General features: G+C 71.4%; 23 protein-coding genes and 2 pseudogenes. 9 read left to right on the top strand and 16 right to left on the bottom strand.

The features are described 5' to 3' along the window. Nucleotides 1-439 precede the first annotated feature (439 nt). A pseudogene (locus tag AB0I49_RS31150) lies at nucleotides 440-573 on the top strand (IS5/IS1182 family transposase); the annotation flags it as partial. 91 nt (nucleotides 574-664) lie between these two features. Here AB0I49_RS31150 and AB0I49_RS31145 read toward each other — a convergent pair. Then, nucleotides 665-1,504, bottom strand: coding sequence for an NAD(P)H-binding protein (locus tag AB0I49_RS31145; RefSeq protein WP_363230481.1), 840 nt, complete (start codon nucleotides 1,502-1,504; stop codon nucleotides 665-667). An 82-nt stretch (nucleotides 1,505-1,586) separates the two neighbouring features. On the opposite strand from AB0I49_RS31145, the gene AB0I49_RS31140 reads away from it, so the two are divergent. From AB0I49_RS31140 to AB0I49_RS31110, 7 genes and pseudogenes are all read left to right on the top strand, one after another. After that, nucleotides 1,587-2,552 carry an AraC family transcriptional regulator gene (locus AB0I49_RS31140; protein ID WP_363230480.1) on the top strand — a complete coding sequence of 322 codons (966 nt, stop codon included), beginning with the start codon at nucleotides 1,587-1,589 and terminating at the stop codon, nucleotides 2,550-2,552. Nucleotides 2,553-2,660: 108 nt separating this feature from the next. After that, nucleotides 2,661-2,936 (top strand): annotated as a pseudogene (locus AB0I49_RS31135) (transposase); the annotation flags it as partial. Nucleotides 2,937-3,354: 418 nt separating this feature from the next. Beyond that, a complete protein-coding gene (locus tag AB0I49_RS31130; RefSeq protein WP_363230552.1) occupies nucleotides 3,355-3,549 on the top strand; it encodes a ferredoxin in 195 nt (64 codons plus the stop codon). Next, nucleotides 3,546-4,640 carry an NAD(P)-dependent alcohol dehydrogenase gene (locus AB0I49_RS31125; RefSeq protein ID WP_363230479.1) on the top strand — a complete coding sequence of 365 codons (1,095 nt, stop codon included), beginning with the start codon at nucleotides 3,546-3,548 and terminating at the stop codon, nucleotides 4,638-4,640. Before AB0I49_RS31130 ends, AB0I49_RS31125 begins: the two co-directional genes overlap by 4 nt. A 10-nt stretch (nucleotides 4,641-4,650) precedes the next feature. Further along, nucleotides 4,651-5,802, top strand: coding sequence for an FAD-dependent oxidoreductase (locus AB0I49_RS31120; protein ID WP_363230478.1), 1,152 nt, complete (start codon nucleotides 4,651-4,653; stop codon nucleotides 5,800-5,802). A gap of 49 nt (nucleotides 5,803-5,851) precedes the next feature. Beyond that, nucleotides 5,852-7,096 carry a cytochrome P450 gene (locus tag AB0I49_RS31115; protein ID WP_363230477.1) on the top strand — a complete coding sequence of 415 codons (1,245 nt, stop codon included), beginning with the start codon at nucleotides 5,852-5,854 and terminating at the stop codon, nucleotides 7,094-7,096. Nucleotides 7,097-7,113: 17 nt separating this feature from the next. Beyond that, nucleotides 7,114-8,502 carry an aldehyde dehydrogenase family protein gene (locus AB0I49_RS31110; protein WP_363230476.1) on the top strand — a complete coding sequence of 463 codons (1,389 nt, stop codon included), beginning with the start codon at nucleotides 7,114-7,116 and terminating at the stop codon, nucleotides 8,500-8,502. Nucleotides 8,503-8,620: 118 nt separating this feature from the next. On the opposite strand, the gene AB0I49_RS31105 is transcribed toward AB0I49_RS31110, so the two are convergent. The 15 genes from AB0I49_RS31105 to AB0I49_RS31035 form a co-directional block, all read right to left on the bottom strand. Further along, entirely contained in the window at nucleotides 8,621-9,244 is a 624-nt protein-coding gene (locus tag AB0I49_RS31105) for a TetR/AcrR family transcriptional regulator (RefSeq protein ID WP_363230475.1), read from the bottom strand. 183 nt (nucleotides 9,245-9,427) lie between these two features. Next, complete coding sequence (locus AB0I49_RS31100; protein WP_363230474.1) at nucleotides 9,428-10,603, bottom strand: thiolase; 1,176 nt, start codon at nucleotides 10,601-10,603, stop codon at nucleotides 9,428-9,430. Beyond that, nucleotides 10,600-11,100 (bottom strand): Zn-ribbon domain-containing OB-fold protein, encoded by a 501-nt coding sequence (locus AB0I49_RS31095; protein WP_363230473.1) that lies wholly within the window; start codon nucleotides 11,098-11,100, stop codon nucleotides 10,600-10,602. Before AB0I49_RS31095 ends, AB0I49_RS31100 begins: the two co-directional genes overlap by 4 nt. Further along, the gene (locus AB0I49_RS31090; protein WP_363230472.1) at nucleotides 11,100-11,978 is read right to left on the bottom strand and encodes a MaoC/PaaZ C-terminal domain-containing protein; all 879 of its coding nucleotides are present in this window, start codon (nucleotides 11,976-11,978) and stop codon (nucleotides 11,100-11,102) included. Before AB0I49_RS31090 ends, AB0I49_RS31095 begins: the two co-directional genes overlap by 1 nt. 79 nt (nucleotides 11,979-12,057) lie before the next feature. After that, entirely contained in the window at nucleotides 12,058-14,379 is a 2,322-nt protein-coding gene (locus tag AB0I49_RS31085) for a CoA transferase (RefSeq protein ID WP_363230471.1), read from the bottom strand. Nucleotides 14,380-14,584: 205 nt separating this feature from the next. Then, nucleotides 14,585-15,505, bottom strand: a complete 921-nt coding sequence (locus AB0I49_RS31080; protein WP_363230470.1) for an SDR family NAD(P)-dependent oxidoreductase — start codon at nucleotides 15,503-15,505, stop codon at nucleotides 14,585-14,587. Between the two features lie 161 nt (nucleotides 15,506-15,666). Continuing rightward, the gene (locus AB0I49_RS31075) at nucleotides 15,667-16,884 is read right to left on the bottom strand and encodes a CoA transferase (RefSeq protein WP_363230469.1); all 1,218 of its coding nucleotides are present in this window, start codon (nucleotides 16,882-16,884) and stop codon (nucleotides 15,667-15,669) included. 32 nt (nucleotides 16,885-16,916) lie between these two features. Beyond that, the gene (locus AB0I49_RS31070; RefSeq protein ID WP_363230468.1) at nucleotides 16,917-18,104 is read right to left on the bottom strand and encodes an acyl-CoA dehydrogenase family protein; all 1,188 of its coding nucleotides are present in this window, start codon (nucleotides 18,102-18,104) and stop codon (nucleotides 16,917-16,919) included. Next, the gene (locus tag AB0I49_RS31065) at nucleotides 18,101-19,204 is read right to left on the bottom strand and encodes an acyl-CoA dehydrogenase family protein (protein ID WP_363230467.1); all 1,104 of its coding nucleotides are present in this window, start codon (nucleotides 19,202-19,204) and stop codon (nucleotides 18,101-18,103) included. The genes AB0I49_RS31070 and AB0I49_RS31065 overlap by 4 nt, the downstream gene beginning before the upstream one ends. Continuing rightward, the gene (locus tag AB0I49_RS31060) at nucleotides 19,201-19,617 is read right to left on the bottom strand and encodes an OB-fold domain-containing protein (RefSeq protein ID WP_363230466.1); all 417 of its coding nucleotides are present in this window, start codon (nucleotides 19,615-19,617) and stop codon (nucleotides 19,201-19,203) included. Before AB0I49_RS31060 ends, AB0I49_RS31065 begins: the two co-directional genes overlap by 4 nt. Continuing rightward, nucleotides 19,614-20,777, bottom strand: a complete 1,164-nt coding sequence (locus AB0I49_RS31055) for a lipid-transfer protein (RefSeq protein WP_363230465.1) — start codon at nucleotides 20,775-20,777, stop codon at nucleotides 19,614-19,616. Before AB0I49_RS31055 ends, AB0I49_RS31060 begins: the two co-directional genes overlap by 4 nt. Beyond that, a complete protein-coding gene (locus tag AB0I49_RS31050) occupies nucleotides 20,774-21,202 on the bottom strand; it encodes an acyl dehydratase (RefSeq protein ID WP_363230464.1) in 429 nt (142 codons plus the stop codon). The genes AB0I49_RS31055 and AB0I49_RS31050 overlap by 4 nt, the downstream gene beginning before the upstream one ends. A gap of 26 nt (nucleotides 21,203-21,228) precedes the next feature. Beyond that, nucleotides 21,229-21,678 (bottom strand): MaoC family dehydratase N-terminal domain-containing protein, encoded by a 450-nt coding sequence (locus tag AB0I49_RS31045; protein WP_363230463.1) that lies wholly within the window; start codon nucleotides 21,676-21,678, stop codon nucleotides 21,229-21,231. 124 nt (nucleotides 21,679-21,802) lie between these two features. After that, nucleotides 21,803-23,326 carry a methylmalonyl-CoA mutase family protein gene (locus AB0I49_RS31040; protein WP_363230462.1) on the bottom strand — a complete coding sequence of 508 codons (1,524 nt, stop codon included), beginning with the start codon at nucleotides 23,324-23,326 and terminating at the stop codon, nucleotides 21,803-21,805. Between the two features lie 3 nt (nucleotides 23,327-23,329). Further along, nucleotides 23,330-24,889, bottom strand: a complete 1,560-nt coding sequence (locus AB0I49_RS31035; RefSeq protein WP_363230461.1) for an AMP-binding protein — start codon at nucleotides 24,887-24,889, stop codon at nucleotides 23,330-23,332. Nucleotides 24,890-24,992: 103 nt separating this feature from the next. On the opposite strand from AB0I49_RS31035, the gene AB0I49_RS31030 reads away from it, so the two are divergent. Then, nucleotides 24,993-25,439: an alpha/beta fold hydrolase gene (locus AB0I49_RS31030; protein ID WP_363230460.1), complete on the top strand. Its 447-nt coding sequence runs from the start codon at nucleotides 24,993-24,995 to the stop codon at nucleotides 25,437-25,439. Nucleotides 25,440-25,491 lie beyond the last annotated feature (52 nt).

Genomic DNA, 25,491 nt, shown 5'->3' with positions numbered 1-25,491 from the left:
GCCCAGCGCACAACACTGAGTTTCCCTCGGTGCACACTCCGATACGGCAACTGGCTTAAGCAGCGAATGCACATGCTTGTAAGCGGCGGGAAAGCGTGCAGAAAGTCGCCTCGCGTACGCAACAGACGGATACCGTACGCAATATCGCAGCAGCACACGCCCGAAACATCGCCGTGCGTGGCGAGATGCTCCGGGTCGGCCCCGACACGGAACCTCGTCAGGCGTCCTCCGCTCCATCCGCTGCGCGGAGGGCAGTGGAGCAACTGGCACCGACCTCCAGGTCCGTGCACCCGCCGCCGATGCCGGCCAGTTTGGGCAGCCGCAGCAGAAACGTTGACGGAACGCGCAGCCCACACCGAGCTGCCGCCGCCGACTGGGCCGACTCCTACTCGGCGACCCGACTGTGCCAGGGGCGGCTCACAAAGTGCGGGCCCGGCGGCGGACCATGTCCTGGCTGTCGGGCTACCGGTGCCTCAGCCCCGCTACGAGCGCGATCCCCGCAAGTACCTGGCCTTCCTCGGACTCGCCGCGGCCGTGTGCCGCTACAAGCGGCTCGTCCGTTTCACCACATAGGACACGGCCTTGTTAGGCCACTTCGCGCAGCCGCACCGTCTTGTCGTTGCTGCTGGTGGCCTGGGTTGCGCTGTCCGGGGCGGTGGGACGTTCATCGCCGCCAGGCTCCTGCCGCCGCAGCCCGCACAACGTACTCCTCGAAGGTCCGAGGCGCCCGCCCCAGCACAGTGGCGAGGTCATCCGTCGTCGCCGCGAGCAGGCCGCGTTCCATCAGCACGAACAAATCGGCGACATGGCGGGCGTCGCCCTCGCCCAAGCCCTCGGCGACCAGCGTCCCGACGTATTCGTCGGGGGAAATCCGCCGATAGGTGAGAGGCCGCCCGGACGCCCGGGAGATGAGCTCGACGGCCTCGCCGAAGGTGAGCGCACGCGGCCCGGTCAGCTCGTAGATCCGTCCGGCGTGCCGGCCGGGTTCGGTCAGCACCGCGGCCGCGGCGTCGGCGACGTCCTCGATGTCGATGAAGGGTTCGGGAACTGTGTCGGCCGGGAGCGCCAGTTCCCCGGCGACCAGCGGGGCATGGGAGAGGCCCTCGTCGAAGTTCTGGGCGAAGTTCGACGGTCGCAGGACGGTCCACTCCAGTGCCGAGCGGCGTACGGCGTCCTCGGCCGACCGTACGTCCAGGCCGAAGGTGGAGTCGCCCCAGGTGTCGGCGCCGCGTCCGGAGAGCAGGACCAGCCGCCGCACCCCGGCGGACTCGGCGCGGGCCACGAACTCGTGCACCGGGCCCGGCACGCTCGGGGCCACCACGTAGACGGCGGCGACGTCTCGCAGGGCCGCGTCCCAGCCGCCCGGGTCGGACCAGTCGAAAGGGGTCGGGCTCGACCGGGAGGCGGCGCGGACCGGTATGCCGCGCACCCTCAGCCGGGCGGCGATCCGCCGGCCGGTCTTGCCTGATGCGCCGAGGACGAGAGTGATGTCGTTGTTGCTCATGACACCGATTGAACACGGCGGATCCAGACGATCCCATAGGTGAAAAGCCGGATCACCTGTGTATTCGTCTACCCTCGCTGAGATGGACGTGTTCAGTGACCTGATCCGCGGGGTGCGGGCCCACGGCTCGTTGTTCGGCAGTTCGACCCACGCGCCGCCCTGGGCCCTGCACTTCGTGGACGGGGCGCCGTTGACCCTGTGCACGGTCCTCACCGGGGAGGGCTGGATCGTGCCGGAGCACGGTCCGCCCGAGCCCCTTCGCGCTCGCGAGACGATCGTCATCCGCGGTCCCGCGACGTTCACCTTCGCCGACGAGGTCGGCACCCGGGCCGAACCGATCGCGTGCGGCGTGCACTGCGCGACGCCCGAGCAGGGCGGGACCCGGCACCGGCTCGGCTGGCACGGTCTCGGCAGCGCCGCCGGTGCCGGCCGCGCCGCGACGACCCTGATCGTCGGCGCCTATCCCGTGCGCTCCGAGATCAGCCGCCGCCTGCTGGACGCACTGCCCGTCGTGCTGCGCGCGGACACCGGGGGCGCGGGTGACGCCGTACTGGACCATCTCGCCGCCGAGGTCGCCGTTGACACACCGGGCCAGCAGGTTGTACTCGACCGGCTGCTGGACTGGATGCTGGTCTGCACACTGCGCGAGTGGTTCGACCGGCCCGGCGGCGCACCCCCGGCCTGGTGGGCCGCCCAGCGCGACCCCGTGATCGGCGACGCGCTGCGCCTGCTGCACACCGAACCGGCGGCGCCCTGGACGGTCACCGCGCTGGCCGAGCACACCGGAGTGGCGCGTTCGACGCTGGCCAAGCGGTTCGCCGACCAGGTCGGCGAACCGCCGCTGACCTACCTCACCCGCTGGCGCATGACGCTCGCGGCCGACCTGCTTGCCGAGCAGGAGACCGCGACCATCGCGGACATCGCCCGCACCGTGGGGTACTCCGACCCATTCGGATTCAGCGCAGCGTTCAAACGGGTCCGGGGCGTGAACCCGAGCGAGTTCCGGCGCACCACCACTGCCTCCCCAGCGGCCGAGCGGCCCGTGTGAAGACCCCACTGACCGATCGCCGAGTCACGTAACGACCCTTACTGAGACCGTGTCCTATGTGGTGAGGCGGACGAAGAATCCGGTACGGGGCGGGGAACTTGGAGTTGGATCGTTCCGGAGGGGCTCTGGGAGATCGCGAAGCCGCTGATTCCTCCGTCGAGGGTGCGGCCACAGAGCGGCGGGACACAGTGCACGCCTGCTGAGACGCTTTTTGCGGCGAATGTCTGCGTGCTGGTGTCCGGTTGCGTCTGGCGGGCGTTGCCGCCGTGCTTCGGCATCTCGAAGTCGACTGCGCACCGCCGGTTCGTGATCTGGTCCAGAGCCGGTGTCTGGGGCCGGCTGCACGCGGCCGTGCTGCACCGGTTGGACGATGCCGCGCTCGTCCCCGGCAACCCCGGCACCGGCACCGCCGTGCTTCTCGGGCAGGTGACGCCCAGCCGTCCAACGGCAGCGAGGCCGCACAGAAGCACGGCAGAGCCCCGGAGGCGTCGTTGCCGAGCGGCGTCCGGCACTCGGCGCGCGGGCGCTGTCCGCGGTGAGAAGTCGCGGGTGACGGACCGAGCGGACCGCGGTTCCCGTCCGTCTCCGGTGAGGGGGATCGCCAAGGCGATCTCCCCGTGAAGTGCTGACGACACGCGCCTGGTTCTCGTGCGCCGGCCGCACCCCGGAACGTGATCGAGGCTCTGCCACCCAAACCCTTGACAGTCGAGGAGCGCGCTTCTAGGTTCCCCTAATATTAGACGAAGCTCGTCCGAAATAGAAGCGAAACCGCACCCACGGGACACGAGAGAGAGCGCCCATGATGCAGGTCACCATCGAGCCGGACCGCTGTGTGGGATCGGGGCAGTGTGTGATGCTCGCCCCCGCCGTCTTCGACCAGGACGATGACGGGATCGTCATCCTTCTCGACGAGAGGCCGACCGCAGAGCTGGATGGCGTACGCGAGTCCGTCAGGGTCTGCCCCGGCCGCGCGATCTTCTCCGCGGACACGGCATGAGAACCCGGGCCGCCGTCCTGCGATCCAGTGCCGTCCCCTTCTCCCTGGAGGAGGTCGACCTCGCCGAGCCGGGCCCCAGGGAGGTTCTGGTACGGGTGGCCGCGGCCGGGATGTGCCACACCGACCTCGGTGGCCGCCGCCCGCGCCCGGCCGGGGCCGCGCTGCTGCCCGCGGTCCTCGGCCACGAGGGTGCCGGAGTCGTGGAGTCCATCGGGTCCGGAGTCACCCGTGTCCGCCCCGGCGACCATGTCGTGCTCAGCTTCGACAGCTGCGGCTGGTGCCGCCAGTGCCTGGCCGGCGCCCCCTCCTATTGCGCGGAATTCCGCGAGCGCAACCTCACCGGTCGCCGGGTGGACGGCTCCACCGGAGCGGTGGCATCGGACGGCACCGAGTTGAGCTCCCGCTGGTTCGCACAGTCCTCATTCGCCCACCACTGCGTCGCCACCGAGCGCAGCGTGGTCAGGGTCGACCCGGATCTGCCGCTGGACGTGCTCGCACCGCTCGGCTGCGGGGTGCAGACCGGCGCCGGCAGCATCCTGATCGGCCTGGGCGTCACCGCCGGGGCCTCGGTGGCGGTCTTCGGCTCAGGCGCCGTCGGTCTCTCCGCTGTCCTGGCGGCCCGCATGGCCGGAGCCGCCCGGATCGTAGCCGTGGATCTGCACGCCGAGCGTCGCGAGCTCGCGCTCGAACTCGGCGCCACGCACGCTCTGGACGGCGCCGACCCCGACCTGGTCGCCCAACTGCGGGAGATCGCTGGAGGCGGACTCGACCACGCCTTCGACACCACTGGCGTCCCCTCCGTGATGCGTTCCGCCGTGGAGGCTCTGGGCCGGCGCGGAGCGCTCGGCCTGGCCGCCGGCACCGATGCGCTGCTCCAGTTGCCGCCTCCGCTGCTGGCCGGTCGCACCGTGACCTTCCTGCTGGAGGGCAATGCGGTGCCGCAGACCTTCATCCCGCAGCTGATCGAACACTGGCAACAGGGCCGCTTCCCCTTCGACCGAATGATCCGCCCCTACGCATTCGACGCGATCAACGACGCCGAACGGGACAGCGACAACGGCGAGACCATCAAGCCCGTCCTCGTCATCTGAGGAGACGAACGTGCAGCACATAGTCGTCGTCGGCGGCGGAGCCGCTGCGGTCAGCGCCATCGAGACCCTCCGCCAGGACGGCTTCACCGGCGAGATCACCCTGGTCTCCGCAGAGTCCGGACTCCCCTACGACCGGCCACCGCTGTCCAAGCAGGTACTGGCCGGTCAGTGGGAGATCGAGCGCACGGCTCTGCGCCGCCCCGAGGACATCGACGCCCTGGGCGTCGCCTGGATCGGCGGACGCAGCGCCACCGCCCTGGACCCCGCCGGACGCACCGTCACGCTGGACAGCGGACGGCGACTGGCCTACGACGGCCTCATCATCGCCACCGGTGTCAGCGCCCGCCCTCTGCCCTTCGGCACCGACCTGGCGGGCGTACACGCCCTCCGCACCGAGGCCGACGCCCGCGCGCTGCGCACCGCCTTCGACACCGGCTCCAGGCTCGTCGTGGTGGGCGCCGGGCTGATCGGCTCCGAAGTCGCCGCCACCGCACGGAAACTGGGCCTGGACGTCACGCTGGTGGACCCCGCCCCAGTCCCACTGATGCGGCAACTGGGTGAGCGCTTCGGCGCATTGATGACTCGGGTGCACCGGGCCAACGGCACCGAACTCCACCTGGGCACCGGAGTACGCGACCTCATCGGTGTCGACGGCCGGGTCACCGCCGTCGAACTCGACGACGGCACCGCTCTCCCCGCCGACTGCGTCCTGGTCGCCGTCGGCTCGGTCCCCGCCACCGACTGGCTGGCCGGCTCCGGCCTGGAGCTGGACCGAGGCGCACTGGTCTGCGATCAGTACTGCCGGGCAGCCCCCGGCATCTACGCGGCCGGCGACGTCGCCGCCTGGCAGCATCCGGGCTACGGCCGCCGGCTGCGGATCGAGCACCGCACCAACGCCACCGAGCAGGGCCGGGCAGCGGCCCGCAACATGCTCGGCGCCGAGCAGCCGTTCAGCCCGGTCCCGTATTTCTGGACCGATCAGTACGACATCAAAATCCAGGGCTACGGACTGCTGGAGGGCGAGGACATCGAGATCGCCGAGGGAAGCCCGGAGGACGGCCGCTTCGTCGCCGTGTACCGCAGCGGCGGCAAGCCGATCGGCGCCCTCGGCTGGAACAGCGCACGCAGAATGCGCCACTACCGCCCACTGCTCGACGCCTGAGCTCCTTTACGTCCCATCCGTTTCCGTCTCGAACCCTTCGGAGGAACCGATGACGCCGCCCACCACCACTGCCGGCGCCCCCGAGCCCGCCGAGCTCCAGCGCCCGTTCCCCTGGCCCCGCCCGGCGGTCGACCCGCCCGCCGCCTACGGCTGGCTGCGCGAGAACGCGCCGATCCGTCGGGTCGAGCTCGTGGACGGCCTGCCGGGCTGGCTGGTCACCCGCTACGAGGACGTCCGCGAACTGCTCGCCGACCCGCGCGTGAGCTCCGACGCATCCGCCCCTGGCTACTCCCTCCTCGGCGCGCCTCGATTGACCGGCAAGGATCAGTCCTTCCTCCGCTCGGACCCCCCGTACCACACCGTCTTCCGCCGGATGCTGGGCAAGCATTTCGCCGTGAAGCGGGTGCACGCGATGCGCCCGCGCATCCAGGAACTCGTCGATGAGACGATCGACGAGTTGCTGGGCCGCGAGGAGCGCCCGGTCGATCTGGTGGAGCACCTCGCCCTGCCCATCCCCTCCACCGTGCTCAGCTGGCTGCTCGGCGTCCCTGCGGAGGACCAGGCCTTCTTCAACAAGGCATCCGAGGACCTGCTGGCGCGTGGCAGGCCGAACGTCCCGGACGCCGAGGAGCGGGCCGCAGCGGCGCGCACCGAGATGGTGCGGTACATCGCGAAGCTCAGCGACGAGCGGCTGGCGACGGACGACCCGGGCGAGGACATGCTGGGCGACATGGCCAAGGCGGTCAAGGACGGGACGATCTCCCGAGAGTCCATGATCAATTCAGGGGTCACCCTGCTGGTCGCCGGTCACGAGACCACCGCCAACATGACCGCCCTGGGCACGGCCATCCTGCTGCAACACCCGGACCAGCTGACCGAGATGAGGGCCGAGCCCGGGCTGCGCGCAGGAGCGATCGAGGAACTGCTGCGCTTCCTGACCATCGTGCATCTCATCGTCGTACGGGTCGCCAAGGAGGACATCGAGGTCGCCGGGCAGGTCATCCCCAAGGGTGAGGCGATCATCCCGCTCAACTTCTCCGCCAACCGCGACGACGCCCACTACCCGAATCCGGACGTCTTCGACATCCACCGCGCTCCGCGCGACCACCTGGCTTTCGGCTTCGGCATCCACCAGTGCATGGGCCAGCCGCTCGCCCGCCTGGAGCTGGACATCATCTTTGAGACGCTGTTCCGGCGTATGCCCGGCCTTCGACTCGCGACGGAGGCCGAAAGCCTCCCGTACAAGACCTATGCGCCCATCAATGGCCTCACCGGGCTCCCTGTCACGTGGTGAACAACGGAGGTACACGCATGCCAGACCCGTCGGAGAACACGTTCGGCGTGATCAACCCTGCCACCGGGGAGGTCTTCGCCACGGCTCCCGCCTGCTCCCCGGAGCAGTTGGATGCGGCGATGAATACCGCCCACCGCGCCTTCGCCGGCAGCTGGAGCCGGGACGAGGAAGTCCGCCGCGCGACCCTGCGAGCGGCCGCTGATGCGCTGCTGGCGGAGAAGGACCGGGTGGCCGCGGTGCTCACCGCCGAGCAGGGCAAGCCTCTCGCCGAGGCGGCTTCCGAGGTGGACGGCTCGGTCCGGTGGCTGCGCTACTACGCCGATCTGGAGATCGAACCGGAGTACATCCCGGCCCCCGGCGCGGATCGCCGAGTGGAGGTGACCCGCCGCCCGCTGGGGGTGGTAGCCGCCATCACTCCGTGGAACTATCCGCTCCTGCTGGCCATGTGGAAGATCGCGCCGGCCCTGCGGGCGGGCAACACCATGGTGCTCAAGCCCTCCCCCTTCACCCCGCTGGCCACCCTCGCCATGGGCGAGGTCCTCCAGGAGGTCTTCCCCGTCGGTGTGTTCACCGTCGTCACCGGCCCCGATCCGCTGGGCAATCTGCTCACCGGGCATCCGCTGGCCCGGAAGGTGAGCTTCACCGGCTCCACCGCCACTGGCAAGAAGGTCGCCGCCGCGGCGGCCGACGACCTCAAGCGGATCACCCTTGAACTCGGCGGCAACGACCCGGCGATCATCCTGCCCGATGCCGACCCGGAGGCCATCGCCGAGCAGCTGTTCTGGAGCGCCTTCCGCAACAACGGCCAGATCTGCGTGGCCGTCAAGCGGGTCTACGCGCACGAGAGCATCCAGCCCCGCCTGGTGGACGCCCTCGCCGAGATCGCCAGGTCCATACAGCCGGACGACGGCTCCAAGCCCGGTGCGCGGCTCGGCGCGATCAACAACGAACCGCAGCTGCACCGGGTAGAGGAACTGGTCGGCGACGCCATCGCCCGCGGAGCCAAGGCCGCGGCAGGCGGTTCTCGCATCGACCGCCCTGGCTACTTCTTTTCCCCCACCATCCTCACCGACGTCCCCGCAGCAGCCCGGATCGTGAGCGAGGAGCAGTTCGGCCCGGCCCTGCCGGTGCTCCCCTACCGGAACATCGATGATGCCGTGGCCATGGCGAACGACTCGGAGTACGGTCTGACGTCGTCCGTCTGGGGCACCGACGTCGAGCAGGCCACCGTCATCGCCCGCCGCCTCGACGCCGGCCAAGCCGCGGTCAACGCCCACGCCGTCGGCCTACGCCCCGACCTCCCCTTCGCCGGCGCCAAGTGGAGCGGCCTCGGTGTCGAGAACGGTCCCTGGGGCCTCCACGAGCTCACCCAGCTCGGCGTCGTCACGGCGCCCGCCGCAACGTGACACCGCATCCGACTACCGGCGGCCGAGGCGTCGTGCATTCCGCAACCGGCCCTCGGCCGAGCCACGGAATGTCAGCCCGAGCACATCCGGCGTAAGGAAGTTCGCTGTGGCCGACCGTTCACACGGGCTCGGGCCCGGACCAGCCGACACCCGCCAGCACGAAGTCGACGGCTTGCTCGATGAACTTCGACGGATCGTCCGCGAGCTCTGCGAGCTTGGAGTTCGGCACCATGAGGACGTGGTGCATGATGGTGCCGGCCAGGCCGTCCATCACCAGGGACGGTGAGGTACCGGGAGGCAGTTCGCCGCCCTCGATCGCGGCCAGGACGGTCCTGCGGCCGCTCGCGATCGCACCCCGGCGAATGTGCTCCAGCGCCTCTCCCAGCACCTCGGGATAGACCTTCGCCTCCACCATGGCCCGCATGTGCGCCAACCCGTGCGGCCCCAGGTACCGCCTGGCGACGCGGTGCGCGATTCCCGTCAGGTCGTCTCGGAGGTGGCCGGTGACTTCCACGGGCTCGGGCGCCTTCAGCGAAAGGATCGCGGCGGCGATCAGGTCCTGCTTGCTGGCCCAACGGCGATAGATAGCTGCTTTGCCGACCCGCGACTGACGGGCCACCGCGTCGATGGTGAACCCGTCCCAGCCGACCACGCCGTAGACCTCGAGTGTCGCCTTGATCACGCGCGGTTCGATGTCCGGATCAACCGGCCGCCCGGGCCTGGCACGTGATGTGGACGTCATGCGTCTCATTCTGTCACGCAGCGGAGGCGGTGCTCTGGCCGGTGTCCATCCGGTCGATCTGTCCGCCCTTGTCCTCAGGGGCACTCGCCGAGCGCGACGCGCTCGGCCCCGCCTCGGCGGGCCGGCCAGGCCGGCCGACGCTTGGGACGTCACGTGTTACCGCGTCCCATCTGGAGTTTCCGCTCAGTGCCGTTCGTTGGCGAAGACGAGGCTCGTAGCGGCGGAGAAGAACAGCCCGTAGCCGTGCACGAAGCCGGTGCGCACGCCGGGCACCTGGGCGTCCGCCTCGCCCCTCAGCTGTCGGATCGACTCCTGCATGGCGAACATGCCGTACATACCGGTGTGCGTGTAGTTCAGGCCGCCGCCGTTGGTGTTCATCGGCAGCCCGCCGCCTGGGCGGGTGTGGCCGTCTGCGATGAAGGCGCCTGACTCTCCGTGCCCCACGAACCCCGTGTCCTCCAGGCCGTACAAGGGCAGATGAGCGAAGGCGTCGTAGATCATCAGGTGGTCGATGTCGCCATGGCGCAGCCCGGCAGTGGCGAACGCCTCGGCGCTCGCGCGGCGGGAGGCGCCGAAGGAACCCGGGTCGGACATCTGGGAGACCAGCGTCGACTCGGCGGACTCCCCGGAGCCCAGCAGGTACACCGGCGGACGGCGCAGGTCGGCGGCGCGCTCCGCACTGGTGAGTACCAGAGCGCCGCCGCCGTCGGTGACCGGGCAGCACATGTCCTTGGAGAACGGGTACGCGATCATCGGCGCGGCCAGCACGTCCTCCACGCCGACCAGCTCCTGGCGCAACGCCTGCGGGTTCTTCGCCGCCCATTCGCGCTGGGCGACGACGACCTGGGCGAGGTCCTCGCGGCCCATTCCGCGCTCGTGCAGGAAGCGCAGGGCGGGCACGGTGAACTTCATGTACGGGGCGATGGCACCGTAGGGCCATTCGAACTGCCCGGGCGGGGAGGATGCGGAGCGGGCCCGGCCGGGGAGGCCGACCTGGGAGCGGCCCGACTCACCGTGCGTGATGAGGACGACCTCTGCGGCCCCGGCCGTGATAGCGGCCGCGGCGTGCCGGACGTGGCTCAGGAAGCTGCAGCCGCCCACCGCGGTGCCGTCCAGCCAGCGGGGGGTGACCCCTGCATGGTGGGCGACATCGATGGGGCTGGGGCCCGCGGTGGCGACCCCGTCGACGTCGGCGGGGCCCAGCCCCGCGTCGGCCAGGGCGTTGCGAGCGGCCTCGATGTGCAGGCCGAGGACGGAGATGTCAGGACGCTTGCCGATCTCGGTGGTCTCGGCGGCGCCGGCGACGGCGACCGTGCCGCCGTGCATGCCGCGCGGCGGCGTGTTCGTGGTGGTCGTCATGCGGTCACCTGCCTGGTCTCCTCGCTGCCGGAGGTAACGGCGACGGCGTTCGGCTCGTCGGTGCTGGTGGCGGGCGCGGCCGGCGCGAAGACCGGAAGGACCGTCTCGCCCCGCTCCTCGAAGCGGACTTCGAGCGGCATATCGAGGGGGAGGTTCTCCGGGAGCGGTTCGACGCCCACGATGTTGGACATCAGGGTCGGGCCCTCGTCGAGCTGCACCATCGCGATGACGGGCGAGTAGTCCCGGAAGCCGGGCGCGGGTCGATGGTTGATGATGTATGAGACCAGCCGGGCGCGGCCGCTGACGCGGGTCCACTCGGTGTCGGCGGAGGCACAGTGACGGCAGTGCGGGCGCGGGTCGAAGTAGTGTCGCGTGCAGCTGCGACAGCGCTGGATGCGCAGCTCGCCGGCACGGGCGCCCTCCCAGAACGGGAGGGTTTCCGGGGTGGGCTCGGGTGCGTGGGCGAACGGCTTCACCGCGCCGGTGGTGGTGTTCATCATGCCTTCCTGGTGGTGAAGGTGCCCCGGTCCAGGACGACGCGGTGACCGGCCCGGGTCCGGAAGCGGAATGTCTCGATGCCCTCCGCCTCGGCGGCTTCCGGAGCATCGTCCCGCCAGATGTGGACGGTCAGCTTCTCGCCGGGCGTCACCGGGGAGGCGAAGCGTGCGGTGATACGGCCGAAGCGGGCCACGTCGCCGCCGCATGCCTTGTGCAGCAGAGCCCGTCCGGTGAATCCGTAGGTGCACAGGCCGTGCAGGATGGGCCGCGCGAAGCCGGCCCGGGCGGCGAAGCCGGGGTCGGAGTGCAGGGGGTTGCGGTCGCCGCTCAGGCGGTACAGGAGCGCCTGGTCGGTGCGGGTGCGGTAGGCGACGGTGTGGTCGGCGGGCCGCTCGGGCCGCGGCCAGGCCGGGCTGGAGCCGCGCTCGCCGCCGAATCCGCCCTCCCCGCGTACGAAGACGGTGCTGCGGGAGACGGCGAACTTCTCTCCGGTCGACGCGTCGGTGAGGGCCAGCTCCATGTGCGCCAGGGCGTCGTCGCCTTTGTCGTCGAAGCCGAGGATCGTCGCGGTGGTGCGGGCGGTGCCGGAGACCGGCAGCGGGCCGAACAGCTCCAGGGACTGCTCGGCGTGGAGCATCCGGGTGCCGCTGAAGTCGCCTAGCCGTGGCCGGCGTTCGCGGGCGCCGAGCACCACGCCGAAGGTGGGCAGCACCTGCTGTGTGATGCCTTCGGTGTTCTCGGTGGTGAATGCCAGCTCCGCGGTGGGATCCTCGGCCCCGGCACCGACGCCGAGGGCGTAGCGGATGGCGTCGGACGAGTCCCAGCTGAAGGTGCCGGCATCGACGCTCTGTCCGACCGCGGCCAGATTGAGGGACATGGGTGGGGGGCTCGCTTTCTGCCTGGGTGAGGGCTGGGTGCCGGCTCGGCGACGGCCGGGAGCGGGATGCTGGGGCGACTCAGCGGTACAGGGGCGCCAGACGTTGGGGCATGGGGCCGCCTTCGCGGACGACCCCCTCCTCCAGCAGCTCGGTCACGCGCTCCGCCGCGAGCCCTGCCGAGGCCAGCACGGCGCGGCTGTGCTCCCCGGGCCCGGGGGCCTGCAGGGGTCCGGTGCGTTGGGTGCGGCTGAAGGTGGCGTACCGGCCGGGGGCGATGATCGCGGGGCCGTCCTCGCAGGGGCGTACGTGGACGAATTCCTCACGCAGCAGGTCTTCGTCGCGCAGCACCTCGGTGATCTTCCGGGCTCGGACGGCGGGGATGTCCGCGGCGGCGAGGGCGTCAACGGCCTGCTCGCTGTTCAGCTGGGCCAGTGCCTGCCGGACCGCAGCGGCCGGGTCGGCTGCGAACGCGCCGCGGCTCAGGGGGATTCCGGCCTCGGTGAGCTGTTGGCCGGTGACGGAGGCGGGGTCCGCGGCGGCGATCCGGATCCAGCCGTCGGTGGTGCGGCACAGGCCGTCGAGGGGGTGGTGGCCGCGGTGGTCGGTGCTCCCGGCCTCCGGGGCGGGGCGGCCGGCGTAGCGGACCACGGCGTCGCTCTGCAGGTAGGTGGCGGTGCCGACAAGGGAGTACCAGGCACGCTGTCCCTCGCCGGTGCGCGCGCGGTGGTACAGACCGAGGATGACGGTGAGGGCGCCCATGGCGGCGCTGGTGGTGTCGATGATGGCGAGTGTGTTGGAGACGGGCTCACCGTCGCCGCCCTGACGGCTCATCATTCCTGCCATCGCCTGGATCACCATGTCCACGCCGGGCAGTTCGCCCAGTGGCCCTCCTTCGCCGTACCCGGAGAGGGAGACCGTGACCAGGCTGGGGGCGGCGGCCGTCAGTGAGGTGTGGTCCAGGCGCAGCTTGTGGCTGACACCCGGACGTAGCGCGTGCAGGACGGCGTCGCAGGTCGCGGCGAGCCGGTGGAAGGTCTCCTGACCGTCCGGCGACTGGAGGTCGAGGGCGAGGCTGCGCATGCCGCGGTTGTACGTGTAGCCGGGGGCGCGGAAGGGGTCTCCGTCGACGGGCTCGACCTTCACCACGTCGGCGCCGAGTTCGGCGAGCAGGTGCCCGGCGAAGGGGGCGGCGACGAAGGTGCCCAGGTCGGCGATGCGGTAACCGGCCAGCGGGCCGGCGGCCAGGCGCGCCGGTGCGCCCGGTGCGTCCTCGGGCCTGGGCCGCGGCAGGCTGTCCGCTTCCGCGTCGTGTGCTCCGAGCTCGGGGGCGGCTCCTGTCACCCGGCCCGGGGTGCGGGTCAGGGTGAGCGGCACACCTGGCATCGTGACGGTGCCGCGCTCGGGGTCCTGTACCTCGGTGCGCAGCCCGATCGCCTGCGGCTGCGGGTGGTCCAGCCATTCCTGGGAGTCCTGCAACGGGCCGCAGGGGATGCCGAGTTCGGTGAGTACGCGCAGCCAGTGGTCGCGGTCGCGGGTGAGGAAGGCTTCCTTGATGCGGGCGGTGGCCCAGTCGATGTTGGCCGGGTCGAGCAGCCCGGCGACACTGCCGCCCATGCGTGGCTCGTCGAGCATCCCGCTGAGACCGAGGGCCTGGAGGACCTTCGTCTCGAACTTGACGCCGAGGCCGCCGCAGCCGAGCCACTTGCCGTCGCCCGCGAGGTGGCGGGTGTAGGTGGGGTGGCGGCCGCCGAGTCCCACAGCGGTGTCCGGGTCGACGCTGTCGGCGGTGACGGTGTACATGCTCACCGCCGCGGTCGCCACCGCGTTCAGGCCGGTGACGGTGGTCTGCTGGCCGCGCCCGGAGCTCTCCCGCTCCAGCAGCGCGGCGACCGTGCAGGCGGTCGCCCACACCCCTTGCACGTACAAGTACTGAGGCATCACCCACTCGACGGGGCCACCGTCGAGGGACGCCTGGCGGCATGCCATCCCGGAGGCCGCCCCGAGCAGCCCGTGCGACTCCTCGCCACCGAGCCAAGGGGCGCCCGACGCGGCGTACGGGGGTATGGAGACCAGAACCAGACGGGGGTTGGCCCGGCGCAGGGACTCGGCGTCGAGGCCGAACCCGGCCAGTGCTGCTTCGTCCTTGACCAGGCAGATGTCGGCGCCCTCCACCAGCCTGCGCAGCCAATCGCGCCGTTTGGGGTCGGCCGCGTCGACGACGACGCTTTTCTTGCCCCGGTTCCACACGGCGAATCCGGGGTCGCTGCGGGCCGGATCACCGCCTGGCCGCTCCACTTTCACCACGTCGGCACCGAAGTCGGCGAGGAACATGCCGACGAGCGGACCTGCGGTGCGCTCGGTCAGGTCGACTGCTTGAAGGCCTTGCAGGACGTGCGGCATCGTGCCTCCTCATCCAAGGGGATGCGGGTACCAGCGGCTCTAAGGGGAAAATCGCTCCTGGCCGGGGCCGTTCGCGGGATGACGCGGGTCGGGGTCGCGGTCGGAGTCCGCCGCTGCTCGCCTGGCGTTGCGGGTCGTCGCGGGCGGCCGGTCCGCTGGGCCCTCGGTGCGTGGCTCTGGCAAGCGGCGGCCGGCGCCCCCCTGCTCAGTTGCGGCCGAGCTGGCGCGCGAAGACGCTCGGCGGCAGTCCGTCGGCGACGGAGCGGAAGTTGCCCTCGATCAGATCGGCGAGCCGTTCCTGGTCCCACGGGCCGGTGGAGCTGAGCTGACGGACGACTTCGGGGTTGTTGTACAGCCCGACGTCGTAACCGGAGGCGCGCAGCGTACGGCCGGTCAGCCAGCGGGAGCGGTCGGAGGCGAGGTAGAGGGCGAGCGGCGCGATGTTGTCGGGCGAGCGGCGCGGGTCGTCCTCGTCGCGGACGTTGGCGCGCTTCCCCTCGGGGACGGTGCCGGTGAGCCGGGTGGCGGCTGCCGGGGCGATCGAGTTCGCGGTTACGCCGTATTTCGCCAGGCTCTGGGCGAGGGAGTACGTGAGGCCGATGACGCCCATCTTGGCGGCCGCGTAGTTCGGCTGGCCCGGGGAGCCGTCGAGGCCGGAGACGGAGGAGAAGTTGATGATGCGGTAGTTGGCGTCGGGGTTGCGCTGCTCGCGGAAGTACTGCGCGGCGGGTCGCACCGTGGAGTAGTGGCCCTTGAGATGGACGCGGATCACCGCGTCCCAGTCCTCCTCGCTGAGGTTGAAGATCATGCGGTCGCGCAGGATGCCCGCGACGTTGACCAGGATGTCGAGCTTGCCGAACGCGGAGACGGCGGTGTCGATCAGCCGCTGTCCGGTGGCGGTGTCGGCGACGTCGCCACCGTCGGCGATCGCCCGGCCGCCGGCCGCCACGACCTCCTTGACGACCTGGTCCGCGGGTGCCACGTCGCCGCCTTGGCCGTCGGCGGTGGCGCCCAGGTCGTTGACGACCACCGCCGCGCCCTCGGCCGCGAAGCGTCGCACGATCGACGCGCCGATACCTCGACCGCCGCCGGTTACGACCGCCACTTTGCCTTCAAGAGAGCCCATGGCACTTTCCTTCCGCTCTTGGTGGGGTGGGGAGTTGTGGATGTGTCCGCACGTTAATGCAGACGAGAATCGTCTGTAAAGGGTTCCGCGAAGCGCGCGGTTCGGGTGCGACCAGACGGCGGTCCCGCCCGCCGCCGCACGGCCACGCGGGCGACGCCTGCTCAGCGTGCGGCATTCGGCTGGGGTCCGAACGCCCCGGACGCGGCGAGCTGTGCGTACTCCTCGACGCCGACCGCCAGCAGGTCGCGCAGCAGGTCCTCCGCATCGGCGTGCAGAGGGCGGGCGGAACGGGCGGGGCGGTCCGCGACCTCGAAGGTGATCGGCGAGCCCATGGCGGTGATCGGGCCGAGCTCGGGGTGGTCCTGCGGGTAGAGGTAGCCGCGCGCGGCCAGGTGCGGGTCGGACGCGACCTCGGCGACCGTACGCACCGGGGCCGAGGGCACCTTCGCGGCCCGCAGCCGCTCGAACGCCTCCTCCTTGGTCAGGGCTCCGGTCCACTCGGCGACCAGTTCGTCGACCTCCTCGCGACGGGCCACGCGGGCCTTGACCCCCGCGTAGCGCTCGTCTTCGCCGAGCTCGGGGCGGCCCATCAGGACGGCCAGCGCGCGCCAGTGGTGGTCTCCCTCGCAGGCGATCGCGACATGGCCGTCCTTCGTGGCGAAGACGCTGTAGGGGGCGACCGACAGGCCGGGGTGCTGGTTGCCGACACGCTCCACTTCCTCACCGGTGGAGTAGTGCGAGCTGAGCGACGACATCAGCATCGGGAACACGGACTCCATCATCGAGACCTCGACGCGGCCGCCCCGCCCGGTGCGCTCGCGCCGGAACAGGGCCGTGGCGATCGCGCCGTAGAGGTTGATCCCGGCGGAGAAGTCGCAGACCGCCGCGCCGGACTTGACCGGGTCGGAGCCGGGGTACCCGGTGGCCGAGACCACACCGGCCATCGCCTGCACGGTCAGGTCCATCGCCGGATACGCGGCGTAAGGGCCGGTGGTGCCGTAGCCGGAGGACTGGGCGTACACCAGGCGGGGGTTGATCTCCTTGAGGGTGTCCCAGCCGATGCCGAGCCGGTCCATGACGCCGGGAGTGAAGTTCTCCACGAGCACGTCGGCCGCGACCACCAGGCGCTTGAACAGCGCGATTCCTTCGGCGCTCTTGAGGTCGAGGGCGAGGGACTCCTTGCCCGAGTTGAGCATCGCGAAGGCGTAGCGCGGGCCCGGGACGGCGCCGCGGCGGCGCAGGTGCTCACCGGTCGGCGGCTCGATCTTGACGATCCGCGCCCCGGCCTGCGCCAGCATCAGGGTGGCGTACGGGCCCGCGTAGACGTGGCTGAGGTCGAGCACGGTGACGCCGGACAGCGGCGCGTCGGCAGTGGTCATGGGAAGGTTCCTCGCAGGGGTGGTCGACGGGGTCAGCGGCTCTTGCGGGGCATACCGAGCCCGCGCTGCGCGATCATGTCGCGCTGGATCTCGTTGGTGCCGGCGCCGAAGGTGTGGACGATGGCGTCCGCCCACAGCTGGGGCACCATTCCCTCCAGCGGGGCGTCGACAGCACCGGGCATCAGCTGCCCGTAGGGGCCGAGCAGGGTGCCGGCCAGGTCGACCAGGCGCTGCTTGTACTCGGTGACGGCGGTCTTGACCTGCGCCGCCGCAAAGCCGGGCAGGTCGTCGTCGACGACGGCGCGGGTGAGCGCGCCTTCGACCATGGCCTGGATCGCGGCGAACTCCACTTGGGAGCAGGCCAGTTCCTGACGGACGGCGGGCGAGTCGAACGGGACACGGCCGTCCGGGCGGGGGCGTCGGGCCAGCTTGACGACCTCCTCCAGGCAACGGCGGATGTGGCCGACAGGGAAGACTCCGATGCGCTCCAGGCCGAGCGCGCCGCTCAGGTACGTCCAGCCTTGGCCCTCCTCGCCGATCCGGTGGGCGACGGGCACGCGCACCTCGTCGTAGTAGGTGATGTTGGTGCGGCCGTCCATGGTGGGCAGCGGCTCGATCACCACGTCCGCCAGGTCGACGATGAGCAGCGTGATGCCCTCGTGCTTCGTCCCCGAGGCATCGGTGCGCACGGCCAGGTAGACGTAGTCACAGCGGTGCGCGCGGCTGGTGAACAGCTTCATGCCGTTGACGATGTAATGGTCGCCCTCGCGACGGGCGCGCATCTTGAGAGAGGCCAGGTCGGTGCCGGCCTCCGGCTCGCTGTAGCCGAGGCAGAAGTTGATCTCGCCGCGGGCGATGAGGGGCAGGAAGCGCTGCTTCAGTTCCTCGTCCGCGTGCTCAAGGAGGGCGGGCGCGACGATGGAGGTGGCGGCGCGCGGGTAGGGCGCACCGATGTAGCTCATCTCCTCGGTGAGCAGGTGCCGTTGCAGCGCGGTGCCGCCGCTCCCGCCGTACTCGGGAGGGATGGCGAGGCCGAGCCAGCCGCGCCTGCCCAACTCGCGCCAGAACTCCCGCTCCCACTCCTGCGGGATGTGGTCCTGGTGGTGGTGCTGCTCGACGAGGGCGGCCAGCTGACGTTCCTCGTCCCAGGTCTCGACCAGGAAGGCGCGCACCTCGCGGCGCAGCTGCTCGTCCTGCTCGCCGTAGACGGCCAGGCTCATGCGGCGTTCTCCTCCGGATTGGTCGGGTGGCGGTGGGCCAGGACGAGTTCGCACAGTTCCTCGCTGTCCGCGCCCCACAGCAGGGCCGAGCGGATGCGCCGGGTGTACAGCTGCAGGTCGTGTTCCTGTACGTAGCCCGCACCGCCCAGGACTTGATGGGTGTTGCGGGTGACGGTGCGGGCGTGGAGTCGGACGGCCTCCAGTGCTTCGGCGGCGCTCGCGTGCGCCTCGGCGCCGGCCGCGCCGTGCGCGTCCACGGCCAGGGCCGTGGCGCGGCACAGGTCGGTGGTGGCCTGGAGGCCGATCGCGCAGTCGGCGAGCAGGTGCTGGACGGCCTGGAAGGTGCCGATGGGCCGGCCGAACTGGGCGCGCTCGCCGGCGTGCGCCACGGCTGTGTCGAGGGCCCGTGAGGCCAGCCCGGTGATCCAGCACGCCTCGGCGAACCAGCGCAGGGTGCGCCAGGTGCGCGATGCCTCCGGGGCGGTGCCGATCGGCTCGGCGGGGGCGGCGGTGAGGGTGAGGGCGTACTGGTTGTCCTCGCCGAGGCTCGGCTGATGGCGGATCTTCGCGTCGGCGGCGCGGACGGTGAGCCAGGTGCCGTCGGCGGCGCACACCAGGAAGCCGGTGGCGGCGGCCGCGTCCCGCACCAGGGGGATGCGGCCGGTCACCGTCCCGGCAGCGGCGTCGTATACGGGCGCCGGGCTGCTGTTCTCGTCCACGGCGGGGACCAAGATCTCGCCCGTGCTCACCGCACGGGCCAGTTCAGTGGCGCGCGTGGAGTCGGGGAAGGCGCGGTCCAGGAAGAGGGCGGTTCCCACGGCGGCGCTGCGCACCGGCGCGGGTGCCGCGGCCCGCCCGAACTCGTAGAGGACGAGGTGCAGGTCGGCGGCGGTGCCGCCGACGCCGCCGCGCTCCTCGCTCACCGCCAGGGAGGTCCAGGCCCCCTCGGTCAGCTGGGTCCACAGAGCTGGATCGTGGCGGGTGCCGGCGCTCTCGGCGGTGCGCACCTCCTCGGGTGTGGAACAGGAGTCGAGCATGTCGCGCAGGGCGCGGCGGATGTCGCCGTCGTCGTGCGCGAAAGCGGGGATGCGGACGGTCATGCGTGTGTGGTCCTTTCTGCGGGGGCCCAGGCCAGGAGCGTCGTTCCCACGTCGTCCGCCCGCTGATAGACAGCGGTCACCGGCAGGCCGATGCGCAGTTCGCCACGGTCCGCGGTGAAGCCGCCGAGCAGGCGCACGCCCGTATCGGTCTCCACCAACACCACGGCGTAGGGCGGCTCGAAGCCGGGCAGGGTGCGGTGGCCGACGAGTGTCCAGGAGTAGACGGCGCCGCGGGCGGCGACCTCGCTCCATTCGGCGTGGTCCGCGTGGCAGGCGGGGCACACTGGGCGGGGCGGCCAGGAGTGCCGCCCGCAGCCGGTGCAGCGCGGCACGAGGAGGCGGCCCTCGCGCAGCCCGGCCCAGTGCGGGGCGAACTCGGGGTCGGCGGTGTCGGGCAGCGGTCGGGTGCTCATCGGGCGGTACCCCTTTCGTTGGCCAGGACGGCGAAGGAGCCGTCGCCCAAGTCGCCCCAGCCTGTGACGGCGACATGCCGGGCGCCCTCGACCTGCCGCGCGCCCAGGCCCGTACCGCCGAGGCCGCCGCGCAGTTGGCGCACGGCCTCCACGACGTGGTTCAGGCCGGACAGATGGCCCTCGGAGAGCAGCCCGCCGTGCGTGTTCACCGGCAGCGAGCCGCCGAGCCGGATGGCGCCGGACGCGGCGAACTTCCCGCCGCCGCCCTCGGGGGCGAAGCCGGCCGCCTCCAGTTGGTGGATGACTTCGAAGGTGAAGCAGTCGTAGACCATGGCGGCGTCCATGTCCGCCGGCGCCAGGCCGGTGCGCTCCCAGACGGCGACCGCGGCCGGGGCGAGGCCGATGGCCAGCGGGTCCGGACGGTTGGTCAGGTCGTCGGGGGTGCGCGGGCGGCCTTCGGCGACGCCCAGGATGCGCACCGGCGGCGGCCCGTCCGCCGGGGCCCGCGCGGAGACGATGACCGCGCAGGCGCCGTCCGTCTCCAGACAGCAGTCGAAGAGGTGGTACGGGTCGGCGATCATCCGTCCGGCGAGGTACTGCTCCATGGTCAGCTCGCGGCCGTACATCATCGCGCGCGGGTTGAGCTGCGCGTGCGCCCGGGCCGCGAGGGCGACCGCGCCGAGCTGTTCGCGGGTCAGTTCGTACTCGTGCTGGTAGCGGCGGCAGATCATGGCGTAGCGCTGAGCGGCGGTGTTCCAGCCGTAGGGGTGTTCCAGTTGGGTGCGGAAATGCTGGGCCGGGAGCTGCGAGGGCCGCTCGTGGACGCGGCCTCCGGAGCAGCCGTTGCGCGCGCGCAGGATCAGGACGTGCCGGGCGGCCCCGCATTCGACGGCGAGCCGGGCGTGCCCCAGCGCGGCTACCGAGCTTGCGCCGCCCATCGCGACGGTCACGCTGTGCCGCAAGGCGTGCAGCCCGAGGTTGGCGGCGACGTCCTCGGAGCTCAGGGAGTGCGGGAAGCCGACGACTCCGTCGATTTCGTGTGCGTCGATGCCCGCGTCGCGCGCGGCGGCCAGCGCGGCCCGCATGCCCAGATGGGTGGTGGTACGGCCGCTCTGCTTGGAGTAGTCCGTCTCCCCCACGCCGCTGATGACAGCACTCACCGCCGCTCCCCGGGGGGCAGGACGACGGTGGCGCCGCCCTTCGCGGTGACTCCGTCCGGACCGGCGACCTGCAGCGCCAGCTCGGCCTCGGTGCACCCGTCCGGCAGCGTGCGCACGGCGGTGACCTCGCCGGAGACGGTGAGTTTCTCGTCGACGTACGCGGTGCCGGTGTTACGGAAGTACACCCGGCGCACCTGGCCGTGTTCGCCCGCCCAGGAGGCGGCGAGGTCGGCGAGCCAGGCGCCCTGCAGCGAGCCCTGCACGACGAGGTCGCGATGGCCCTCGGCTCGGGCCTGCTCGCGGTGGATGTGGATGCGGTGTGCGTTCCAGGCCGCGGCGCTGTAGACGAACAGCTGGGTGGCGTCGGGCTGCCGGACGAGAGCGGGGAGCCGCGTGCCGACGGATATCGAGGACGTGGTGGTCATGGAGCAGGGCCTCACTTCACGCTGTGTCACTTCAAGATCTGGGTGGACGCCTCACGGATCACCGGGTCGCCGGACGCGTCCACGTACTCGGTGCGCCAGGTGGCCAGGACGAACGGGCCGCGCCGCCCGTGCTTCTCCTCCAGCGACTCCAGCCGACGCCGACCACGCACCTGATCGCCCACGACCAGCGGGCGCACCAGCTCGACATCGATCCCACCGAACATCACCCGGCCCTCGCCGACGGGCGCGCGCCGGTCCTCGGTGAGCCCGTCGGCGCCCAGTTCCGCGACTGGCGCGATCGGGCGCACCAGCGCGGTGTACAGCAGCGGCTGTGCGGTGTCGGGATGCGCGGGAACCGTGTTGCCGAGCCCGGCCTCGTACTTACGGATGTCCTTCTCGGTGACGGTGAACGGCGGCATGTCGAACTCCCTTCCGACCCAGCCGCGCGCCTCGTCGGTCAACAGCGGTTTTCCCACGGGTTTTCCTCCTGTGTCTGTGTCCTTGCTCGGTCGGTGCGCGGCTCCGGGCCGCGCCGTCCTCGCGCGGGTCGTCCTTGGCGAAGCCGCACGCATACGACGCCCTTGCGTGGCCGGGGGCCCGTCAGAAGTTCGACGACGGCTTCCAGGTGCCGAACTCCGTGCGCAGTACGTCGACGATCTCGCCGACGGTGGCGTAGGCGCGGACCGCCTCGATGGTGGCCGGCATGACGTTCTCGCCTGCTGCTGCGGCATCGCTCAGAGCTCCCAGGCCGCGGCGCACCGCGGCGCCGTCGCGACGCTCGCGCAGTTCACGTACCGAGCGGGCCTGGGCGGCCTCGGCCGCGGGGTCGATGCCGAAGACCTCCAGCGGCTCGGCCTCGCTGCGGAAGGTGTTGACGCCTACGACGGTGCGCTCGCCGCTGTCGATGGACTGCGCCAACCCATAGGCGGCTTCGGAGAGTTCGGTTGCGAACCAGCCGGACTCGATGCAGCGCAGTGCGCCGCCGCGGTCCTCGATCCGGCGGCTCACCTCGTCGATTTCGCGTTCCGCCTCGTCGGTGAGAGCCTCCACGGCGTAGGAGCCGCCGAACGGGTCCAGAGTGGCGGTCAGGCCGGACTCGAAGGCGACGACCTGCTGGGTGCGCAGGGCAAGGGTGGCGGCCGCCTCGGTGGGGACTCCGAGCGCCTCGTCGTACGCGGAGACGTGCATGGTCTGCACCCCGGCCAGGGCGGCGGCGGTGGTCTCCAGGGAGGCGCGGACCACGTTGTTGAGAGGCTGTTGCGCGGTGAGCGAGGAGCCTGCGGTGAAGGCGAAGATCTTCAACTGCTGGGAGCGGACGTCCTCGGCGCCGTAGGTGTCGCGCATCAGCTTGGCCCACACCCGGCGGGCGGCGCGGAACTTGGCGACCTCGGGCAGGAAGTCCGTGGTGATGGCGAGGAAGGTCATCAGGGACGGGGCGATCTCATCGATGGTCACTCCTCGTCCCAGGCATTCGTCGAGGTACGCACGGGCGTTGGCGAAGGTGTAGGCGATCTCCTGGGCGGCCGAGGCGCCGGATTCACGGATGTGGTAGCCGCTCATGGTCAGCGGCACCCAGCGCGGCACGTGCCGGACGCAGTGCTCGATCACGTCGGCGGCGAGTCCGAGCGACGGCTCGGGCGGGAAGATCTGGGTGCCGCGGGCGATGAACTCCTTGAGAATGTCGTTCTGGATGGTCAGTCCGAAGGTGTTCGGGTCGACGCCCTGCTTCTCGGCCAGGACCAGGAACATCGCGGCCCAGACATAGCCGATGGAGTTCGCGGTGGTGCGGACCTGGGTGATCTCACCGAGCGGGATGTCCCGCATGAGGATCTCGATGTCGGCCAGGGAGTCGATGGCCACGCCCACCCGGCCGACCTCGCCGGCCGCGCGCGGATCGTCGGAGTCGATGCCCATCTGGGTCGGCAGGTCCATGGCCACGGAGAAACCGGTCACCCCGGCGTCCAGGAGCTTGCGGAAGCGGGCGTTGGACTCTTCGGGGGTGCCGAAACCAGCGTACTGGCCCATGATCCACGGCTGAGGCTCGGAAGAGATGCCGCGGGTGAAGGGGTACTGGCCCGCGCGTTCGGCACCGGCCGGTGCGTAGTCGGTACGCAGCTGCGGCACGACTCACACCCCGCTTCCGGGCCGGCCGGGGCGCCCGGCCCGCTCCAGGCGCTCGCGCAGGACCCGCTTGGCGATCTTCCCGTTGGAGTTGACCGGGAACTCGTCGACGAGCAGCACCTGCTTGGGCTTCTTGTACGAGGCCAGGTGCGCGCGGCAGTGGTCGAGAACCTCCTGCTCGGTGAGGTCCGCCCCGGTCCGCCGCGTCGCCACGGCCACCACCCGCTGGCCCCAGTCGTCGTCGGAGAGGCCGAGCACCGCGACCTCGGCGACGCCGGGCACCTGGGCGACGACCTCCTCCACCTCACGCGGGTAGATGTTGTAGCCGCCCGAGATGATCATGTCGCCCTTGCGGTCGGCGAGCCACAGGTAGCCGTCCTCGTCGAGGCGTCCGATGTCGCCGGTGTGCAGCCGGCCGTCCACCACCGACTTGGCCAGGTCGGCTCGGCCCGACGCGTTCCAGTAGGCGCTCATCACGTGATCGCCGCGGGTGACGACCTCGCCGAGCTCGCCCGGGGCGACCGGTTGCCCGCTGTCGTCGACCACCGCGAGTTCGACGCCGAGCGCGGCACGACCCGCGCTGCGCAGCAGGTCCGGGCTGCCGTCGAGGGCGCGCGCGTGGTCGGCCGCGTCCAGCAGGGTGACCGGCGGGATCGCCTCGACGAGTCCGTAGTACTGGACCAGATGGGGCGTCAATTCCTCGTAGGTCTGGCGCAGTTGCTCGGCGGGCATGGGGGCGCCCGCGTACCCGAGCATCTTCAGGCCGCTCAGCGCCTGCCGGTCGGCGCCCGGTGCGGCCAGCAGGCGGGCGACCATGGTGGGCACCATCGCGCTGTGCGTGCCGCCACGCTCGGCGACCGCCTCCAGGAAGTCCTGCGGATCCCAGGAGGGCAGCACGATCTGCCGGGCTCCGGCGACCAGGAACGGGAGCAGGAACAGACCGCTGGTGTGGGTGATCGGCCCGGCGTGCACATAAGCGTCGGCCGCGGCCGGCGGGCCGCCCAGCACGTCGTGCGTCATGTTCACCACGGACGCGAACCAGTTGCGGTGGGTGCGCTGCGCGCCCTTGGGGTGCCCTGTGGTGCCGCTGGAGTAGTGCAACCCGCAGAGCGAGTCCGGGGTTACAGGGGGCAGCGCGGCGGTCGAGGAGCGGGCGATGAGCTGCTCGTAGGGGGTGCCCGGACCGTCCCCGATCACCACGGTGTGCGGCAGGCCCGCACGCAGGGACCCGGTCTGCTCCGCCCAGCGGGCGTCGTAGAGCAGAGCCCGGGCTCCCGAGTCCTCTGCTATGCGCTCCCAGTCGGTCACATGCAGACGGTGGTTGAGCGCCACCCGGACCAGGCCGGCGGCCCGGATCGCCAGGTCCGTCTCGACGTATGTGTTGCTGTTGCCCTGCAGGTCGAGGACCCGGTCACCCGGTTCGAGGCCCAGGGCCAGCAGCCCGTTCGCCAGCCTGAGCACCCGGTCGCCGAGAGCGGCGAAGGTGAGCGTGCCCTGCGGTCCGTCGACGGCCGTCCGGTCCGCGAAGCGGCGGGCGGCCCGTGTCACCAGCGATCCAACATCCATGTGCGGTCATCCCTTGGTCACCTGCCACGGCGTGTGCGCCGGCGTGGAACCTGTCACGCAGACTCCGCGTGCAGGATTTACAGACATTCTTCGTCCGAATAGCTTGGGCGCTCTCGGGGTCGAGGGCAACCCCTCTCTGGGCGATTTCGCTCCCCACGGTCTCGCTGTCGCCGGCGCGCACGCCCGCTATCGGGCGTACGTCTCCAGCGGCCGAGCGGGGGCCGTCCTCGCGCGCGGCGCCGCTCACGCGCGATGGGGCCGCATCGCCCCGCTACCGGCCTCGGACCGGCGCATCGCCGCGATCAGCCTGTCCAGGCATGGTGACAGCGACCGGCGAAGCGAATACAGCCTCGGCGTCCGGGCCGAGGAGGTGATGGCCGTCGCCGCCGACGCCGGTATCGACGGCCCTCACGTCGTCGTGGGGCACAGCATGGGCGGCTTCGCGACCTGGACGGCGGCCGAACGGCACGGAGCGTCGCCGGCAGGCGCGATCACCGTCGGCTCCCCCGTCCACGACCTCACCCCGGCCGATGGGCAGGCCGGGGCGTGAACTTCCCCGGCAGGGGCGGTGGTGATGGCGGCGGCGTAACCCTGCCGCCGGA

The sequence above is a fragment of the Streptomyces sp. NPDC050617 genome (assembly GCF_040654795.1).
Classification (GTDB): Bacteria; Actinomycetota; Actinomycetes; order Streptomycetales; family Streptomycetaceae; genus Streptomyces.
The sequence above is the reverse complement of the archived record's forward strand: the minus strand, read 5'-3'. Positions and strand labels throughout refer to the sequence as shown.

Excerpts from the sequence above, each read along its gene's own strand:
- AB0I49_RS31145 (WP_363230481.1), bottom strand. The coding sequence starts at position 1,504 with ATGAGCAACAACGACATCACTCTCGTCCTCGGCGCATCAGGCAAGACC.
- AB0I49_RS31140 (WP_363230480.1), top strand. The coding sequence starts at position 1,587 with ATGGACGTGTTCAGTGACCTGATCCGCGGGGTGCGGGCCCACGGCTCG.
- AB0I49_RS31130 (WP_363230552.1), top strand. The coding sequence starts at position 3,355 with ATGCAGGTCACCATCGAGCCGGACCGCTGTGTGGGATCGGGGCAGTGT.
- AB0I49_RS31125 (WP_363230479.1), top strand. The coding sequence starts at position 3,546 with ATGAGAACCCGGGCCGCCGTCCTGCGATCCAGTGCCGTCCCCTTCTCC.
- AB0I49_RS31115 (WP_363230477.1), top strand. The coding sequence starts at position 5,852 with ATGACGCCGCCCACCACCACTGCCGGCGCCCCCGAGCCCGCCGAGCTC.
- AB0I49_RS31110 (WP_363230476.1), top strand. The coding sequence starts at position 7,114 with ATGCCAGACCCGTCGGAGAACACGTTCGGCGTGATCAACCCTGCCACC.
- AB0I49_RS31105 (WP_363230475.1), bottom strand. The coding sequence starts at position 9,244 with ATGACGTCCACATCACGTGCCAGGCCCGGGCGGCCGGTTGATCCGGAC.
- AB0I49_RS31100 (WP_363230474.1), bottom strand. The coding sequence starts at position 10,603 with ATGACGACCACCACGAACACGCCGCCGCGCGGCATGCACGGCGGCACG.
- AB0I49_RS31095 (WP_363230473.1), bottom strand. The coding sequence starts at position 11,100 with ATGAACACCACCACCGGCGCGGTGAAGCCGTTCGCCCACGCACCCGAG.
- AB0I49_RS31090 (WP_363230472.1), bottom strand. The coding sequence starts at position 11,978 with ATGTCCCTCAATCTGGCCGCGGTCGGACAGAGCGTCGATGCCGGCACC.
- AB0I49_RS31085 (WP_363230471.1), bottom strand. The coding sequence starts at position 14,379 with ATGCCGCACGTCCTGCAAGGCCTTCAAGCAGTCGACCTGACCGAGCGC.
- AB0I49_RS31080 (WP_363230470.1), bottom strand. The coding sequence starts at position 15,505 with ATGGGCTCTCTTGAAGGCAAAGTGGCGGTCGTAACCGGCGGCGGTCGA.
- AB0I49_RS31075 (WP_363230469.1), bottom strand. The coding sequence starts at position 16,884 with ATGACCACTGCCGACGCGCCGCTGTCCGGCGTCACCGTGCTCGACCTC.
- AB0I49_RS31070 (WP_363230468.1), bottom strand. The coding sequence starts at position 18,104 with ATGAGCCTGGCCGTCTACGGCGAGCAGGACGAGCAGCTGCGCCGCGAG.
- AB0I49_RS31065 (WP_363230467.1), bottom strand. The coding sequence starts at position 19,204 with ATGACCGTCCGCATCCCCGCTTTCGCGCACGACGACGGCGACATCCGC.
- AB0I49_RS31060 (WP_363230466.1), bottom strand. The coding sequence starts at position 19,617 with ATGAGCACCCGACCGCTGCCCGACACCGCCGACCCCGAGTTCGCCCCG.
- AB0I49_RS31050 (WP_363230464.1), bottom strand. The coding sequence starts at position 21,202 with ATGACCACCACGTCCTCGATATCCGTCGGCACGCGGCTCCCCGCTCTC.
- AB0I49_RS31035 (WP_363230461.1), bottom strand. The coding sequence starts at position 24,889 with ATGGATGTTGGATCGCTGGTGACACGGGCCGCCCGCCGCTTCGCGGAC.